At 58.6% G+C, this 17531-nt stretch carries 12 protein-coding genes and 1 tRNA gene; all 13 read right to left on the bottom strand.

Annotation, left to right across the window (positions count from 1 at the left end):
* Positions 1–116: 116 nt before the first annotated feature.
* Positions 117–1001 carry a Cof-type HAD-IIB family hydrolase gene (locus RQ593_RS03935; RefSeq protein ID WP_070688359.1) on the bottom strand — a complete coding sequence of 295 codons (885 nt, stop codon included), beginning with the start codon at positions 999–1001 and terminating at the stop codon, positions 117–119.
* A gap of 623 nt (positions 1002–1624) precedes the next feature.
* Positions 1625–1698 (bottom strand) — tRNA-Leu (locus RQ593_RS03930).
* A gap of 261 nt (positions 1699–1959) precedes the next feature.
* Positions 1960–3345, bottom strand: a complete 1386-nt coding sequence (locus RQ593_RS03925) for an NAD(P)/FAD-dependent oxidoreductase (RefSeq protein ID WP_049350042.1) — start codon at positions 3343–3345, stop codon at positions 1960–1962.
* A 470-nt stretch (positions 3346–3815) separates the two neighbouring features.
* Positions 3816–5468, bottom strand: a complete 1653-nt coding sequence (locus RQ593_RS03920; RefSeq protein ID WP_311449877.1) for a S8 family serine peptidase — start codon at positions 5466–5468, stop codon at positions 3816–3818.
* Between the two features lie 63 nt (positions 5469–5531).
* Complete coding sequence (locus RQ593_RS03915) at positions 5532–6485, bottom strand: exopolyphosphatase (protein ID WP_311449876.1); 954 nt, start codon at positions 6483–6485, stop codon at positions 5532–5534.
* 152 nt (positions 6486–6637) lie between these two features.
* A complete protein-coding gene (locus RQ593_RS03910) occupies positions 6638–7237 on the bottom strand; it encodes a DUF501 domain-containing protein (RefSeq protein WP_070614690.1) in 600 nt (199 codons plus the stop codon).
* Between the two features lie 84 nt (positions 7238–7321).
* Positions 7322–7966: a septum formation initiator family protein gene (locus tag RQ593_RS03905; RefSeq protein WP_102033969.1), complete on the bottom strand. Its 645-nt coding sequence runs from the start codon at positions 7964–7966 to the stop codon at positions 7322–7324.
* A 100-nt stretch (positions 7967–8066) separates the two neighbouring features.
* The gene (locus tag RQ593_RS03900) at positions 8067–8975 is read right to left on the bottom strand and encodes a beta-1,6-N-acetylglucosaminyltransferase (RefSeq protein ID WP_049354986.1); all 909 of its coding nucleotides are present in this window, start codon (positions 8973–8975) and stop codon (positions 8067–8069) included.
* Positions 8976–9330: 355 nt separating this feature from the next.
* Positions 9331–10611, bottom strand: a complete 1281-nt coding sequence (eno, locus tag RQ593_RS03895) for a phosphopyruvate hydratase (protein ID WP_049350039.1) — start codon at positions 10609–10611, stop codon at positions 9331–9333.
* Between the two features lie 302 nt (positions 10612–10913).
* Positions 10914–11717, bottom strand: coding sequence for a macro domain-containing protein (locus RQ593_RS03890; protein WP_053089016.1), 804 nt, complete (start codon positions 11715–11717; stop codon positions 10914–10916).
* On the bottom strand, positions 11714–12661 hold the full coding sequence (locus tag RQ593_RS03885; RefSeq protein ID WP_294643962.1) for a Sir2 family NAD-dependent protein deacetylase: 948 nt from the start codon (positions 12659–12661) through the stop codon (positions 11714–11716). The genes RQ593_RS03890 and RQ593_RS03885 overlap by 4 nt, the downstream gene beginning before the upstream one ends.
* A gap of 145 nt (positions 12662–12806) precedes the next feature.
* Positions 12807–13553 carry a MazG family protein gene (locus RQ593_RS03880; RefSeq protein WP_294643964.1) on the bottom strand — a complete coding sequence of 249 codons (747 nt, stop codon included), beginning with the start codon at positions 13551–13553 and terminating at the stop codon, positions 12807–12809.
* A gap of 88 nt (positions 13554–13641) precedes the next feature.
* Entirely contained in the window at positions 13642–17400 is a 3759-nt protein-coding gene (locus RQ593_RS03875; protein ID WP_311449875.1) for an ornithinee aminotransferase, read from the bottom strand.
* Between the last annotated feature and the right edge of the window lie 131 nt (positions 17401–17531).

The raw sequence follows: 17531 nt of genomic DNA, 5'->3' as shown, positions 1-17531 counted from the left end.
CAGCAAGCGCATCTGGCGACCTTGCCAGAATATTTCAGGGCGGTGTTTACCTGAGGTTCATCCAAGTCCACACCGCCCCGCATGCAGACCCTCCGGCGCACCTCTTTGTGAAGCGTCTAGTGCGAAGCTTCCAAACGATCCAGGAGTTGCTCCAGATAATCCAGAACTGCTTGCTCCTCGTTCGAGCCGATCACCTCGTCAGCAGCATTCCGCACAACCTCCGGGGCGTTAGACATGGCGACACCCCAGCCCGCATAGCGGAGCATCTCCATGTCATTCTCGCCGTCACCGAAGGCAAGAATGCCCGCAGGGTCAGCATCCAGACGCTCGCACAGGTCCTTCAGACCGGTCGCCTTGTTGACACCGGTGCGCACCAGGTCAATGGCACCGAAGCCGCTGACCATCGGGGTAACGGTCTGCGGAAGAACCTCACGCAAGTAGACGCTCAGTTGCTGCGTCTGCTTAGGCGGAGTCAGCAGCGGGAACTTAATGGGTGCACCCTCAAAATCTTCAATAGAGTCAACCATGACCGAGCCGGGGAAGAAGAACGCCGCAAAGTCCTCCAGGGTGAGGGTTTCGGGAAGCTCCTGACCGGTGTCTTCAAAATAGCCGCGAATCATGTGCACAATCTGATCGCAACGATCCTTGGGCAGGTAAATACCCTCGGTGGTGCACACCAGCAGACCGATCTGGTCCAGCCCCTGCACTACCTCAATAATGCGCGGGATATCCTCTTCCTCAAAGGGATGCACGGCAAGCTGACCGCTGTCATCGGCGAGGTACGCGCCGTTCTCAGCAATGTAGGTGAGGCCCTGGTCCTCGAAACCGCGCATATAGTCCTGTAGCTTGGCATGGGTATTTCCGCTCGCCACGACGAAGTGGATTCCATGCGCCTGCAGGCGGGGCAGGATGCGCGCGAACCGTTCGGTGTCGAAGGTTTTGGAGTCGGTGAGGAAGGTGCCGTCCATATCGACGGCAATGATGGAGGGTTTAGTCTGCATGCTGTGCCTTTCTGACTCTGCTCCCCCGTTCAGGCAGGGGTGCGTCTGTGGCTGTGTCTCTTTATAGGGTCTCACGTTTTTTGAGCTCCGGAAGACGGTTCGCGGGTGTTTTAGGGCGTGGAGCCCCGTCACAAAACGTCATCTAAACCCCCTGTTTTGCACTCTTTTTCTCCACAAACTAGACTTACTTGAAGTGTAAAACTTTACTTGTCAAGCTTGAAGGCATGAACAACACCACGAAATACAGCGGCGCAGGCAAGTTCTCCATCGACGCGCTCGTGACCGCGCGCCGCAAGTAAGCTTTGAACCGCCTCCTGCCTCCACACATGACCGAGGCAGGCAATCACCTGCAGGTTCACCAGACTTCACCGCCAGCCGTCCTGATTCCGGCAGAGGACGAGCTCTTCTATCCGCGGTGAAGAGAGTGCGCGGAATGCCATAGCCCGCACCGCCACTCCACGATGCCCCCGATAGTATGGGTCGGGGGCATCGCCTTTTAACTTCCAAACAGCAAACCCCAAACCTGTAAACCTTCAGACACGCAAGCGGCGGCCCCTCCCCCACGGGAAGAGCCGCCGCTCACTTATATATGCCTATCGGCTCTATATTGCCTCTCAACGCAGTGCCCCCACTGGGACTCGAACCCAGAACACAAGGATTTTAAGTCCTCTGTCTCTGCCAATTGGACTATGGGGGCGCACCCCGCATAGTTCGGGGCACAAACACCTATTATTCCACGAAAACGCACCCGAACCTAAGCAGAAACACATTTCAAACAGTTCCCCGCACCCCGCCGTAGCAAGCATCATGCAAAAGCACTGGTGGGCGGCTAAGCTAGACAGCTCGCAAGCACTCAGGCACACAATGGGCGGTGCGAAAGACTAAAGTCTTCCACACCGCCCATTGCTTTATCTCAAGTGCGCTATCTCAGGGAGATAGACCCCTAAGTCAGGCTATTTTAGAGCTTTGCCTTCTGGCGTGCCGGTGCAGTACCGGTTGCTTCCTGGAATGCCAGGCGCGGGGAGCGCTGGTGGCGAATCGAGGAGGTATCGCGACCGAAGATCTGGTTCAGAGCCCAGGTGGTCATAACGCGAACGGTACGCTCGGTGGTGGGGATTGCAGAGCCGTGGTAGCCGCGGTGCATGATCCATGCCAGCGGGCCGCCAATGGTCTTGCCCTTGAAGTTTGCAACGCCCTTCCACAGGCCCAGACCTGCCACAACACCGATGGTCTCGTGGTAGTAGTCGGTCAGGGGCTCGCCGCGGCGAGCAGCCAGCAGGTTCTTAGCCAGAACAACAGCCTGGCGGGAAGCGTGCTGAGCGTTGGGAACGCAGAAGCCGCCCACGCCGCCACCGGAGAGATCCGGAACAGCCGCATTGTCGCCTGCAGCCCAAGCACCCTCAACCACGCCGTCGTCGCCGGTGACGCGCAGGTCTGCGCCCACGCGAACGCGGCCACGCTCGTCAATCGGGAAGTCGGTGTTCTTCAGCATCGGGGATGCTGCCACACCTGCGGTCCAGATCAGAGTGTCGGTCTTAATCTCGCCTGCGGGGGACTTGTCAGCCATGTTGATCAGCTGCAGGTTGCCGTCGGTTGCGTCGGAGAGGGAGGTGTTCAGCAGGATCTCGATGCCGCGTGCACGCAGCTCTGCAACAACCTTCTCTGCACGGTCTGCGGGGACCTCAGGCATGATGCGCGGTGCAGCCTCAACCATGACGAAGTGCAGGTCGGAAACGGAGAGACGCTCGTTGCGCTCGACAGCAACGCGTGCCATGTCCTCGAGCTCGGAGATGGTCTCAACACCAGCGAAGCCACCACCCACGATGACGAAGGTCAGGGCGCGGCGGCGTGCCTCAGCGTCGGACAGCATGGATGCAACCTCAATGCGGTCCAGAACCCAGTTACGAACGGAGACTGCCTCTTCAATGGTCTTCAGACCGATAGCAACCTCTGCCAGGCCCGGAATCGGGAACGCACGGGTCACAGCGCCTGCGCCGAGAACGATTTCGTCGTACTTCAGCTCGAAGGGCTCACCGTTGTCGGTGGGCTCAACAACAGCGGTGCGGTTTGCGTGATCGATGGAGACAACGCGACCGGGGATCAGCTCGGTGTCGCGCAGGTGCTGGCGCAGCGGCACAGTTGCGTTACGGCCTTCCATGGAACCTGCTGCAACCTCGGGGAGGAAGGGCTGGTAAGTCATGTAGGGGTTCGGCTCAACGATGGTGACGACGCCACCGGTCTCCTTGATAGCCTTCTGGATCTTCTTAGCAACGGTGAAGCCGACGTAGCCGCCACCGACGATCAGGACGCGAGGACGGTCCTGTGCCACCTTAGTGAATGCCATTTTGTTACTTCCTAGTCTTTAGGTACCGAGGTTCGGTAGCCCCGGTAGGTTGGTATGTGCAACTTTCGGCTCGTTCCGAAAGCTCCCCTGACGAACAAAGCGGCTCGCTCTGGAAGTCCTTGCGCAACGCGAAGTGGCTAGCAGCACGAGCCTGTCTATCACATACCTGTTGTCTTCTATTTTACGCCTTTGTTTAGGTAATTTCGCACTTATGCTCCCTTTGAGCTGACCCTAAGTTAAAAGTTTTGAAGATATGAACAGAGTTCATCTCGTGATGCGGGTTACGGTCAAAATTACCCTTTCCGTTTTTTGCGCGGCATGTTCGATATTTTCGTTTATTGATGCGTGCCGTCTTCCGAAACTTAGGTTCCAACAACAAAGCCCGGGGCCAACTCAAAAGTCAGCCCCGGGCGAACAGAAGAAGCTCCCATAGAGAAGAAAAACACCGGCAACCCAGACTCACGAGAGCCCTAACGAGTCCCCTTCCGGGCGCCCTGCTGCGACCCCTTTGAAACACGACTCTTTCCGTGATGAGCACCCGGATGATGCGCCATCTCACGAGCCATACGGGCAGCCTGCCCCGCACTCACATGCATCCTATGCAGACGATGCACCGAACCAGCCGTAATAATCGTCAACCACAACGTCAGCGCCGCCAAAATCACCGGCGGCAACCAGCCACGATCCTCCGGAGGACGACGCGCATCCGGCGCAGCCGCCTTCACAATGCTCTCACCCTCCTCATGCACCGGAGCAGCATCACTCGGAGTCGGCTCACTCACCTGCTGCTTACGATGCACCGCGATCCACTCAGAAATCGAACCCAGCGGATTCGCCGTCACCTTAGGCGCAGGCAAAGCCATCGCATCCTGCGGGTTAAACACGCCGTAACCGTACAAAGGGTCACGGCCCGTCGCACCAGCGTCATCAGCCGAAGCAATCAAACGCTGAGCCAGCTGAGCCGCAGACTCCTTCGGATACTTCTGCTTCAACAACGCCGCAACACCCGTCACCAGAGGGGCAGCCGCCGAAGAACCCGACCACAGCATGTACCCGTTACCGGGAGCCGCCGCAATCATGTCCGTACTCGGAGCAACCACAGCAATCGAAATGCCCTGAGTCGACGAGCCCTCAGAAACCTGCTTATTCCGGTCAATACCGCCCACCGTCAACACGCCAGGAATCGTCGCCGGAGCACCAACCTGCGTCAAACCGCTACCGCGGTTACCCGCAGCCGCAACAATCAGCACGCCCTTCTGCTCAGCGTAGGCAAACGCCTCATCCCAGCTCTGCGGCCAGCTCGTCTTATTCGAACCAATCGACATATTGATAATCTGAGCCCCGTGGTCGACCGCATAACGCACCGCTGCCGGAATCTGCTCATCAATGCTCTTGCCACCGGTCGTACCCATATTCAGCGAAATCGGCAGAATCTTCGCCTCGGGAGCCACACCAATCATGCCGGTCGGTTTACCCGGCTGCCCGGCAATCGCAGAGTAACCCTGCGTATCGTGGCCGTGACCTGCAATCAGAGAAGCAACCTCCGTGCCGTGCATCGGCTCAGCACCCAGGCCCTTCCAGCCGTCCTCGCTACCCACACCCGAGACATCGGTACCACGCAACACATTGCCCTCAAGATCCGGGTGGGTACCATCCACGCCCGTATCAATCACGGCAACCGTCACGCCCTTACCCGTAGCCTGCGACCACAGCGACGTAATACCATACTCGCGCAACCAATACTCGCGGTGACGTACGTCGTCGCCATTTGCCGTATCCGCGCCCTGACTTGGAGTTGCCGAAGTCTTTGGCACCGCAGTACCCGACGGCGAAGGAGTAGCCGTCACCTCCCTCTTCGGGCTCGGGGACGCAGAAGCTGAAGGCGTCGGGTCCGTCGCCCAGGCGGCAGGCGCCAGCGGGGTCCACAACGGCAGAAGAGTCAACGCGGCACTAGCGCCCAAAGCAGCAACCTTGCGGGCACGGCGAGAAGCGCCTCGATCAGAAACAACCGAGGCGCGCGAGGCGGATGCACGAGACGCAGAAGCAAAAGACGGCACAAAAGACCAGCCAGTCAGGGGCGTACCTCGCCGATGTTCAGAACGAAGATGCTCAGAACGAACCATTAAAACTCCTCAAGCTGAGCCGCGCCGCGAACCACCATCGGTTCACGGCGCGAGCACTCTAGCCTACAGCTGGGACAGAGCGATACCGTCCAGAATGTCGTGCTCGCTGACGGTCACCGAATCAACGGCGCCGTCAGTCATCTCGTTCAGACGGGTCAGGATGCGGGCGTAAATCGTTGCGCCGGCACCAATCACATCCACCCGGCCGGGGTGCATGTAGCCGAGTTCCTCGCGTTCCTGGCGGTTCAGCGAAGCCAACCAGCGGGCGGTCTTCTGAACGGTCTCCACGGAGAAGCTCTGAGCGTTAATAGCCTCAGAATCGTAGCGGTCCAGACCCAGCGCGGCGGCAGCCACAGTGGTTGCGGTACCAGCCACAGCCACCACGCGGCGTGCATCCTGCAGGGGAACCGTCTTACGCGCTACCTCGAGAGCCTCGTCAGTATCAGCCTCAACACGGGCAATCTGCGAGTCAGTCGACGGGGCGCTCATCATGTGACGCTCAGTCAGGCGCACACAACCAATATTGACGCTGCGGGAAGCCTTCACACCCGACTCGTCGCCGAGCACGAACTCAGTCGAACCGCCACCCAGGTCGAACACCAGGGTATCGCCATCACCGTAGCCGACAGCGCGCACCGCACCCGCGAAGGACAGCGCTGCTTCTTCGTCCCCGCTAATGACCTCGGGCTCAATACCCAAAATCTCGCGGATACCGTCCACAAACACCTGACGGTTACCCGCATCACGGGTCGCACTAGTCGCCACGAAACGCACCGAATCAGCGCCGTGCTCCTTCAGCAGCTGCGCATACTCACGCGCCGCAGCGAAAGTACGGTCCAGCGCCTCCTGCGCCAGCCAGCCGGTCGCGTCCACGCCCTGACCCAGACGCACAATGCGCATCTCACGCACAACGTCCTTCAGGACGGTCTTCTCGACCCCGTCCACCACCTCAGTAGTGGAATCAGCAACCAGCAGGCGAATAGAGTTCGTACCGCAGTCAATCGCACCAACGCGCACGGTGGGTTCCTTTCAGGTCTTCAATACCAATCAGTGCCAAAGGCAACGCGAGCGCCGCAGGCGAAAAATTTTCGCTTTTCGGCGCTCTTTCTTCTATCTATTATGCGCCCGCACCGTCCTTCAAGACGATGCGGGCGCACCAGAATCAATATTTAGGCTTCTTCACGCCACGCGGGGTCGCAGGAGCAGACCTCGGGGGTCCACCACTCGGCGATAGCGTCCAGGCCGCGGTCACCCATCGGGTTCACGCCGCGACCCACCGACAGGGTGTGGCCGATAACGGCGTGCAGGCACTTCACGCGGGTCGGCATGCCGCCGGCAGAGATGCCGTCAATCTCCGGGACCTCTTCGGTGCCGCTGATCAGGCGGATGCGCTCACGCTCAGCCAGGTAGTTCTCGTGTGCAGCAGCGTACTGTGCCGCCAGGTCCGCATCCTCAGCGAGCGAGTCGGTCATCTCGTACATCAGGCCGCCCGCCTCCAGACGGGAAGCCGCAGCGGTAATCACCGGATGCGCCAGGTAGAACACGGTCGGGAAGGGGGTGCCGTTGCTCAGGCGCGGCGCGGTAGCAGCCACGAGCGGGTTACCGCACACGCAACGCGCCGGAATCTCGACCACGTCGCGGACCTTACGGCCCAGCTGCGCGGAAAGAACGCGGACGTCCTGCTCGGTGGGGGTCAGAGTTTCAACAGTTACGCCGAAGCCGCCGGGGGTGCGTGCCTTCAGCTCTTCAATGGTGTTTTCGGTGCTCATAATCCTAAGTTTCTGGAACGAGGGGTCGCCTCGTCCACTTGTGCCGGGTGTCTGCATGTGCAGGGTTGCTGCCGGCAGCTGGGGCTAGTTCTTCTCGAGAGAATTCCAAACCTTAGTAGTCCAGGCTTCCTCGGGGGCGTTCTTCGCATTCGCAGAAGTACCGTCCGCCTTCGTAGAGTCCTCGGTAATGCCGGTGACCACGTAGGGGGTGTCGCCGGGGTTCACATAGTAGAGGCGGCTACGTGCCTGCTGGCGAACATAGTTGTCGTCGTTCCACCAGGTCTGCTCCGCCTTCAGCTGCGCGTTCTCCTGCTGCAGCTGAGAAATGTGCGTGTTGATTCGCTTAATTTCCCGGTCCTGGTCAATGTAGGTGACCACCGGGTATGCGGTACCGAGCGCAATCACGCCCACCACAACAGCGGTCAAGAAGCTACGGCCGGAGAACATGTGAGCCGCCACGGGGGCGTCATATCCGCCCTCTTCACGGCCCTGCTGCGCCGCGGCGCGGCGGCGGGCACGTTCCTCACGACGAGCCTGCGCCTGACGTTCACGCTCAGGATGACGCTGGTTCAAACCCACGCCAAAGAAGAGGGCGCTGGCCTTCTTCATCAGGGAGGTGCCGGCTTCCTTCGCGGCTCCACGCGGTTCCTCGGAGGTGGTAGCGCCCTGAGCGGGTTCGGTGGAACTCGTAGAGTGCGACCGGGTCTGCTGGTTTGCTCGCTGGCTCATTGCTCTATCCTTCGTTCCTTCTGTACCGCTAAACGCTTCCTTCATATTCTACCGGGTTTGTAGCACCACTTTTCTTCACGGGTGAGGCAGAATCTGAGGATTATAGAATCTGTCGTTGACGCAGAATATCGAGCAAATCCTGCGATTTTTCAGCATCAACTTTTCGGATGAACCACTTGCCTGACGCATCAATCTTCTCAAGGTCACCGCTATGTAGAAGAGCAGGGTTCTCGCGTTCAGGATCCCAATCAATGTAATGGTGGTAAACCTTGTTCTCTTCCTTCATAGTTCCAGGAACAAGCTGACCATCAGTATCCCAGTTGGCAGCATGTTCCTTCGCAGAAGAATTCAGGAGAGCAGTAGCACCCCAAATCTCATCAGAAACGTGGGTTTTTCGCAAGAACTTCTGCATAGCCTTGCCCTGGTTGGAATCGAGGAATTTCACCATTGCCAGCGCTCCTTCACGAGAAACAACCCAAGAAGAAGAGCCACGGTAAAACTGCACCGGATACTTCATACGAGGCCGGCGAGAGTAGTATACGTCCCAAAGTTTCTGAACCAGGGAGTACATCTTATTGCCCAAACGTGCTTTCAAGTCATAGGAACGCGGGTACTTCAAAACAGTGTAGAACTGCGTACCCGGTGCCATTGCATAGAAGTTCATCCAGCATCGGTCACGGTTCTCTTCTCGGCTTAGGTACTCAATGTATTCAGTGAGTGGACGAGCCGGATAATCTTGGCCAGACAAGAAAATATAGTGATGAGCGTCGGGGAAGGTCTGCAGAGCCTCACGCAGCAGAACTTGCATAGCATGGGTTAGGGAATAACCTCCCCAGTTAACGTTAAACCGGCGGCTGACAAAATGAGCATCAGCAGTTTCAAATTCCTGCAAATTAGCTTTTTTATCGATAAAAGCGACTGTTTCTCCACCCGAGTTTTTAATGATTCGGGTGAGTTCAAGAAATTGCTGAGGTCGCGAATGGGCGAGGATCATAAAACATACAGTCATGACAGTCCTTTAAGAAATTGAGTGGAAAAATCTGGGTGTCCTATCAAGGCATAAAAATAAGGTCGCACCGTAACTATCTGTCATGAATCACATCACGATATAGTCAGGTACGACCCGAGTAGCCGAACAGAGAGCACCAGTTAGCTCATAGGTTTAAGTCGTCAATTGACGTCTTAAACCATTTGAAAGTATGAAGCGTGAGTGAGTATATACCCAAGATTATATGCCTCTAACAAGGAAAAACCGGGTCGACCCACAATACATGACGTGATGAATTACCTCACGATGTATCCGGATCGACCCGGCCTGTTCAGGGAAGTTCAACAGAACATCCCTTATAAGCTTTCAAGCGTCATTATGCCTTGAAGCGGGGGAAAGCGGACTTGCCAGCGTAAACAGCTGCATCGCCCAGCTCTTCCTCAATGCGCAGCAGCTGGTTGTACTTAGCAACGCGCTCGGAACGTGCGGGAGCACCGGTCTTGATCTGGCCAGCGTTGGTTGCAACAGCCAGGTCAGCAATGGTGACGTCCTCGGTCTCACCGGAACGGTGAGAAACCATGCAACGGTACTCGTGGCGCTGAGCCAGCTCCATTGCGTCCAGGGTCTCGGTCAGCGAACCAATCTGGTTCACCTTCACGAGCAGAGCGTTAGCAGCGCCCTCCTTGATACCGCGAGCCAGGCGCTCGGGGTTGGTCACGAACAGGTCGTCACCAACGATCTGGACCTTGTCACCAATCTGCTCGGTCAGGGTCTTGTAGCCCTCCCAGTCGTTCTCATCCAGGGGATCCTCGATGGAAACCAGGGGGTACTTTGCAACGAGGTCAGCGTAGTATGCGCTCATCTCAGCTGCGGACTTCTTCTGGCCCTCGAACTCGTATGCGCCGTCGTTGTAGAACTCGGAGGAAGCAACGTCCAGTGCCAGTGCAACCTGCTCGCCCGGCTTGTAGCCAGCCTTCTCGATTGCCTCAACAATCAGGTCCAGTGCAGCTGCGTTGGACTCCAGGTTGGGTGCGAAGCCACCCTCGTCGCCCAGGCCGGTTGCCAGGCCGCGGTCGTGCAGCACGGACTTCAGGGAGTGGTAAACCTCAACACCTGCGCGCAGAGCGTCAGAGTAGTTGTCGAAGCCGATGGGAGCAATCATGAACTCCTGGATGTCAACGTTGGAGTCTGCGTGAGAACCACCGTTGAGGATGTTCATCATGGGGACGGGTAGAACGTGAGCGTTCGGGCCGCCGAGGTACTTGTACAGGGGCAGGTCAGCGGACTCAGCAGCTGCCTTAGCAACAGCCAGGGAGACACCCAGGATTGCGTTTGCGCCCAGCTTGCCCTTGTTGTTGGTTGCATCCAGAGCAATCATGGCTGCGTCAACAGCGCGCTGGTCGGAAGCCTCAATGCCGATGACCTCTTCAGCGATTTCTTCGATAACAGACTTCACTGCACCCAGAACGCCCTTGCCCAGGTATACGGACTTGTCGCCATCGCGGCGCTCAACAGCCTCCCACTCACCGGTGGATGCGCCCGAGGGCACAGCTGCGCGTGCGAAAGCACCGTCTTCGAGCAGAACCTCAACCTCAACGGTCGGGTTGCCACGGGAATCCAGGATCTGGCGTGCGTGAACTGCGGTAATAACAGCCATGAATTGTTCTCCTTATGAGATGTCAAGGATGTGAACGGCTCACCCGGTAGTGGACAAGTCGCGTCCCCTAAATTCTAGCAAAACTCCCACACAAACACACTAGTTGCCACCGCTTTTTTATCGCCATAATGAAGGTCTCAATAACCCTTAGTCAGGCGCTACAAAGCGGAACAAGACCCACACTCCCCCACATTGGGAGAGTGTGGGTACCCGCCCAAAGCACAACATGAGCCCAAATACCGCGGTAGAACGCACAGGTAACCAGGCGAGAAATAAATCCCCATCCCGGCACCCCCTGTCCCCTACGACAACCCTAGAAGTTCCGTGTACAGTTGCTCATCACGTTCAGTGAACACATTGAAAACCACCGCGGGCACCATTTGATGCGCCGCGCGTGCCGCATCCAGCTCCTCACGGACCGTTTCCACGGCACAGCGAGCCGCTTCGTCCTGAGGGAACCGGAACTCGCCGGTACTAATGCAACACAAGGCAACAGAACGCATACCCTGCGCTATCGCAGCCCGAAGGCAAGAACGGTAGCAAGAAGCTAAAGCCTGCCGGTCGGCGTCCGTCAACTCCCCGGTAATAATCGGCCCGACCGTATGCAGCACATAGCGGCTCGGCAAACGATGCGCGTCAGTCACCATCACCGAGCCGGTCGGCTCCGGCATCGGACGTTGAGCGACCTCTCGGGCGCACTCAGCACGCAAACCAACCCCGGCAGCACGGTGAATCGCGTTATCAATGCAACGATGCTGCGGCACAAAACACCCCAGCAGACGTGAGTTCGCCGCATTCACAATGCCATCAACCCGCAGACGGGTAATATCTCCGCGCCACAGATACATTCCCGCATATTCACCCTCCGCTGCAGTAGCATCAGCCAAACTAGCTAGCGACGGCAACTGCGCCTCATATTCGGCGAATGCCGCCTCCTCCAAGGCGAGAAGCTCCTCCCCTGGTTCAGCTGGAACACGCACAGCGTTAAGGGAACCAATCAGCGTCCACAGCTGATGCGGGTCATCAGGCAGAGTTGGCAACACCTGACCGGAATTCTGCGCATACTCCTCCGCGAGAGCGAGAGCATAGCTTTTGAGGGCGTTCACGAGGCGACCTCCTCACCTTGAGCCTCTGCTACCGAGGTACCCTTCTTCGTCAGCAGGTCCCGTAGAACCTGGTGCATATCCTCAGCAAAAGATACGGTTCGTTCCTTGTTCTCTGCCATAGCCTCCGGATGGTCACGGTTCAGCCGCACAAGGGTTGCAGTCTCCAGCACATGCGTAATCCGTTCAAAGGGGAAACGAATCCAGACCGGGGTCATAAAACCAACCCCAAGTTCCAGAAGAAGAACCTTCTTACCCGGCATGGACTGCAGAACCTCTTCCCACCGCTTCTCCTGACGCTGACGAGCCGACGAATTCACAAAAGAACCGTCAACACGCAGGTGAGTGGTCAGAGGTGCACCGCATCGCGGACATACGGGCACCAGATTCGAAGGGATACGCAGATTCTCGTCCGTCTGCTCAACCATGGCACGGACCATCTCTTCGTTACTGTAGACCTCCTGACTACAGGGTCGAGAGCACTGGAAATCACCGTAATTGCCCTGCTGCTCAAAGATGCGCTCAGGATCAAAACCGGCCTTAGCAAAGAGAGAATCAACGTTAGTGGTCAGCACAAAATACTCTTTACCCGTCACCAGTTCACGCAACTGCTCGTACAGGGGAAGACTACCCGGTTCGTAGCGGTTCACAAGGATGTGCCGAGCCCAGTAGCCCCACTTCTCTTCCAAGGTTTTGAAGGGATAGAAACCAGCCGAGTACATATCGGTCATACCGTATTTCTGGATGTACGGGGCAAAGTTACGCGTGAAGCGCTCCCCACTGTAGGTGAGTCCGGCGGCGGTAGAGAAACCCGAACCGGCACCAATCACAACAAGGTCGGCTTCTTGAATAGCCTTGGCGGCACGCTCAATCGACTGAGAGTAGGCAGATTCAGCAGACATTCCGTGCATACTCTGCTGGGCTTTCGGGCTGGACGAGGTGGTCATTCTTCCTCCTGACAGGGCTTCCGGTCATTACTATCTTTTAGAAACTTAGTGATACTCAGATAGTAAAAGAGGGCCCCGCAGTCACTTCAACGTAACTACGGGACCCTCAAAAAGTAATTTGCCCCACAAAGAAGCTCAAGTGTGCCTAGAAGCTCGGCTCGTCATGAGTGTGCTGAGCAATGTAACGGCGAGTGTACGAACGCAGGGCACGCTCGGCATCCAGGCCGTTACGCTGGGCACGGCTCACCAGCGCAAACAGCAGCTCACCGAAATCCTCCTCAGTATGCATATAGCGCAGGTCGTCCTCCATGCTCGTAGGCTCCGGCGGCAGAATAATACCCGCCTTACGTGCCTTCACAGCAGTCTTCTCCGCCATAGCGAGCGCCGGCAGATGAGGAGGCACACCATCCAGCGCGCCGCGGTCGCTCTTCTCCTTCTTCTTCAGTGCATCCCACGCCACCTGCTGTTCAGCTGCGGTGCGGGGCGCCTCCAAAGAGTTCTCGGACTCAGCTGCGAACACGTCCGGGTGGCGCGAACGAAGCTTCTGCACCAGACCCTCAACCACCTGCACAATGTCGAAGCCCTGGGGGTTCGCCGCAGCAATATCGGAGTGGAATACCACCTGCAGCAGCACGTCGCCGAGCTCTTCACGTAGCAGCTGCATGTTCGGCTCGCCGCCGGTTTCTACCGCCTCGACAACCTCGTAGGCTTCCTCCACCAGGTAGCGGATTAGGGAGGCGTGGGTCTGCTCAGCGTCCCACGGGCAACCGCCCGGGGCTCGCAACAGCGCCATCGTCTCAACCAAGGTGCCAAAAGCTTCAGCCGCGCGGGCGGCGGTGTCCTGAACGTTCTGCGCCGCAGAAGTGTCAGGCGTATTAGGGGTATCAGTCATAACAATCTTCCTCATCGAAAAAATGACAAACATAGCACGCCGCGCCGACCCCCACACGGGGAGCCGGCGCGGCGCACCTTACAAGGGTTTAGAGGTTCCAGTGCGACAGGGCGCTCGTCATATGAGCCGGAATCTTCGAACCCAGACGCGGGAACATGCGCAGCTCCTCAACGTAACGTTCAACATCCAGCGGACGCGGGTAGGTGACAAACGCCTGCTCATTCGCATAATCGAATGCCGCCTGAACCGGCACGCCCGGAGTGAAGGTCAGGCTCATGGCCAGCGGCGAGCCCTCGCCCTCGCTGTACGAGTCGGTCTTCAGCGCCGGGATGTCCAGCAGGGTCTCGGGGATCAGCTCGAAGGTGCGGACCTGCTCCCAGAAGCCGTTGCGACGCACGTGAGTCAGAGCATCGTAGTAGGAACCGAGCGCACGCACGCGAATCAGCACGGTGGTTGCGTCCTTTGCGGTGCCGTTCTCGCCGAAGAGGTGCTCGACGACCGGTGCCAGACGCTGAGCGACCTGAGCCTCAGTCAGAACCAGGTTGCCGGTTGCCAGCTGAGTCTCCGAGGGAACCAGCGGGCTCTGCACCGCGGCGGAGGGGGTGTCCGGCTCAGCCACGATGGTGGGCAGCTGGTTGTGCTCGCTCAGAGCCGACGCAGAGATGCTGGAGGAAAGGCCCGCGGGGGCGGTCTCCGGCAGAGCGGCGGGTGCAGCAGGGGCAGCCTGAGCGGCGGTCTCGGATGCAGGCGCAACCGCTGCGGGAGCCTCAGCACCCTTCTCAGCAGTTTCTTCCTTCGCCTCAGATGCCTTTGCTTCGGTTGCCTTCGCAGCGGCGCCGGCGGTACCCACAGCGGCAGCTGCGGCAAGAGCACCTGCCAGGCCGGGAGCGACAGATGCGCTCTCAGCGACGGGCTCAGCGTCTTCCAGGGCAGGTGCCTCAGTGTGCGCTTCAGCGGAAGTAGCGGAGGTCTCCTGCTCGGGCAACAGTTCAGAGTCATCCAGGAACGCGGGCAGGGCGGGCTCTTCAGCCTTCTCTGCGACCGGTTCTTCAGCGGGTTCCTCAACAGACTGGGTACGATCCAGGGTGAAGGACTCAGCAACCACGGGGGCGGCAGCCTTCGACTCCTCCACAGCGGGCGCTTCCTCAGCCGGAGTTTCCTCAGCAACTGCGGCAGTTTCCTCAGCGGCAGGAACTTCTTCCTCAGCGTCCAGCTTCTTCTGAGCGTTGGCAACGATGGCAGCCAGGGCGGCTTCCATATCTTCGCCGGTCTCTACAGAGTCCTCGGCAGATACCTCGGATGCCTCAGCGGCAGATTCTTCAGCATGCTCGGTTTCGGGCTCTACGGTAGCGGCACCGAAGACCGGGTCGTTCTCGTAATCGTGCTCGAACTCAGCTTCAACCGGCGCAAACTCAGCCTGAGCAGGCTCGTCAGAAGCTTCGACAGATTCCTCTACGTCTTTCTTCTCCTGAGCGGAGGCGACAGCAGCACCAGCCGCTACGGTACCGGCCGCAGCAAGACCGGCGGCAGGCAGCAGACCCGAAGAAGTAGCCTCATCAGCAGTTTCAGCAACGGGCTCTTCAGCGGCTTCAACAGCGGCCTCAGCCTCGTTAGCCGCCTGCTTCTGAGCAAGCTCAGCCTCCAGCTCACGCTCGATAGCCTCACGCTCAGCATCAACCGAGTCAACGCGCTGAACAGAAGCTTCCTGAGTCTCCTCCTGCGAGGTAGCCTCAGCAGCCTCAGCGGTTGCAACGGGCTTAGCCTCGACAGCAGCGCCCTCCAGCAGGAAGCTCTCACGGGTGGTCTCGCCGTCCACCATACCCAGGTACGATGCGTGAACCTCCAGGCCGTCACCCAGACGCGGGTTCAGGGAGACCGCCGCACGGTTCCAGGTTGCGCCAGCCTGCTGAGCCTCGGTGTACAGTGCCGCCACGGGCGCGAACCAGTCAACACCGGGCACCACAATGCCGGTTTCAACCTCACGGCCGCGGTGCAGCAGACGGTAGTGCATGTCCTCATCTACTTGGCGCAGTTCCAGGCTCATGGTGCCCGAACCGCGGGTACGCATGAGCTCCGCCAGGCTGTAGAGAGCGCGCTGCTTGGGGAGAGCGGGCAGGGTTGCCGCGCCCTCGGCGGGCTCGCTCAGGACGATGGACTCGGCAACCAGCTCAGCCTCGTCTTCGCTAATCTTCTGCTCAGCTTCCTTCAACTCTGCAGCGGGCTCTTCACGAGCGGAAGCCTCCTGCTTCTCCGCTTCCTTCTTGTCGATGGCCTCTGCGGTCAGGGCGACACCCTGAGAGGTGCCCTTCTCAGCCTTCTCCTCAGCCTTCTCCTCAGCCTTTTCAGCCTTTGCGGCGGAGGCAACAGCAGCGGCAGCAGCCACGGGTGCAGCAACAGCGACAAGAGCAGGAGCTACAGAGGCGCTCTTGGCAGGCTCACCTTCCTCAGAAGCGGAACCTTCAGCTGCGGAGTCCTCAATCTTGGTAGCAGGCTCTTCCGTAGCGGTTTCTTCCACGGTGCTTTCTTCAACAGCGGAAGCGTCAAAGATCAGCTCTGCGGTGTTCTCTTCTTCAGCGTCGAAGTCCTCAGCCTCGAGCGCTTCATGCTTCTCCTCAACGGATACAGCGGAGAGCAACTCGGTCTCATCAGAGACCGCGTCTTCTTCCTCAGTAAGTTCAGATGCCAGCAGTTCGGGTGCCTCAACGACGGCCTCAATCGGCTCTTCCTCACCAGCGGCAACAGGCTCTGCAGCCTCTTCTACGCCTGCGGTAAGGTCAATGGTCTCTTCGGCTTCGAAGTCTTCAGAAACCTCAGCAACAGGTGCGGGTGCCTCAGAGGCCTCAGCGTCTTCGACAGATTCAGCAGACTCTGCTTCCTCGGCAGCTACCTCATCAGCAGGAGCTTCTTCAGCGATTACCTCATCGGAGGCGACCTCGCCAAAGGTCTCCTCTTCGCTATCGAGGGTGATGCCCAGGCGTGCCGCATAGGCTGCCGCCAGGTCGTCCAGACCGGTGTTCTGTGCCTCGGTGACGGCGGCGCGGGTACGGGCAGCCTTCATGTCTTCTACGGTCAGGGACTCCTCAGCATCAGCGGGAGCATCCTCAGATGCAGGCTCAGATACAGAATGAGCGTTCTCAGACTTGTTGTCGGTGGGTTCTACAGATGCTTCGACGACCTCATGTTCTTCGCTGTCTTCTGCCTCGCCTACAGTCTCCTCAGCGACCTCAGCGGCAGTATCTTCGGTGTTCTGGGCACGCACAGCACGCAGGTGCTCCTCAAACTGGGAACGCGCGTCCTCAGCGGCATCCTTAGGTTCCTCAGCCTCTACAGATGCGTCCTCGGCTTCAGTCTCTTCGTCATCACGCAGGAATGCGGGGGTAGCGGGCTTAGCAGCCTCAGCAACCGGGGCGGCTTCTTCTTTAACGTCCTGGACCTCAGTAATCTGCTCGACCTCAACAGGCTCCTCAGAATCCTGGGGGAAAGCGCCAAGCGCCGCCAGCAGGCTACGGCGCTCCTGCTCCTCCGCCTGTTCCTCGGTCAGCTCCTCAGCAGCGGAAGATTCTTCAACCTTCTCATCGCCGTGCAGGAGGGCACGCTTGAGATCCTCAACAGCGCGGTGCTCCTCGCTCTGCTCTTCGTCGTGGTTCTGGTGGCGTGCGCTCTCAGACTTCACGAAGCGGCGCAGGGAGTCCTCCCACTGCTGCTGTTCCATAATCTTCTGGCTCAGTCGTGCATTCTTGGGAGCGTCTTCGCTTGTCTGTTCTTTCTGAGCCTTGGCAGTTTCGGCGCTCTGTTCTTCGCGCGACTGTTCATCCAACTTCTTCTTGCCGATTCCAAAGAAGCTCATTGGGTGTCCTCCTCCGGCGTGCGCCGTGTGATGATGCGCTATCTCCTTCATCCCCCGAGGGTGTGTGAGCACGGGGTCGGGAACATAACGCAAATGTCCTCATAATCCTTTTAATTCTATCGCGTGCATAG

The sequence above is a fragment of the uncultured Rothia sp. genome (genome assembly GCF_963507905.1).
Classification (GTDB): Bacteria; Actinomycetota; Actinomycetes; order Actinomycetales; family Micrococcaceae; genus Rothia.
Note: the sequence above shows the minus strand (reverse complement) of the source record. Positions and strands in the feature narration are given on the sequence as shown.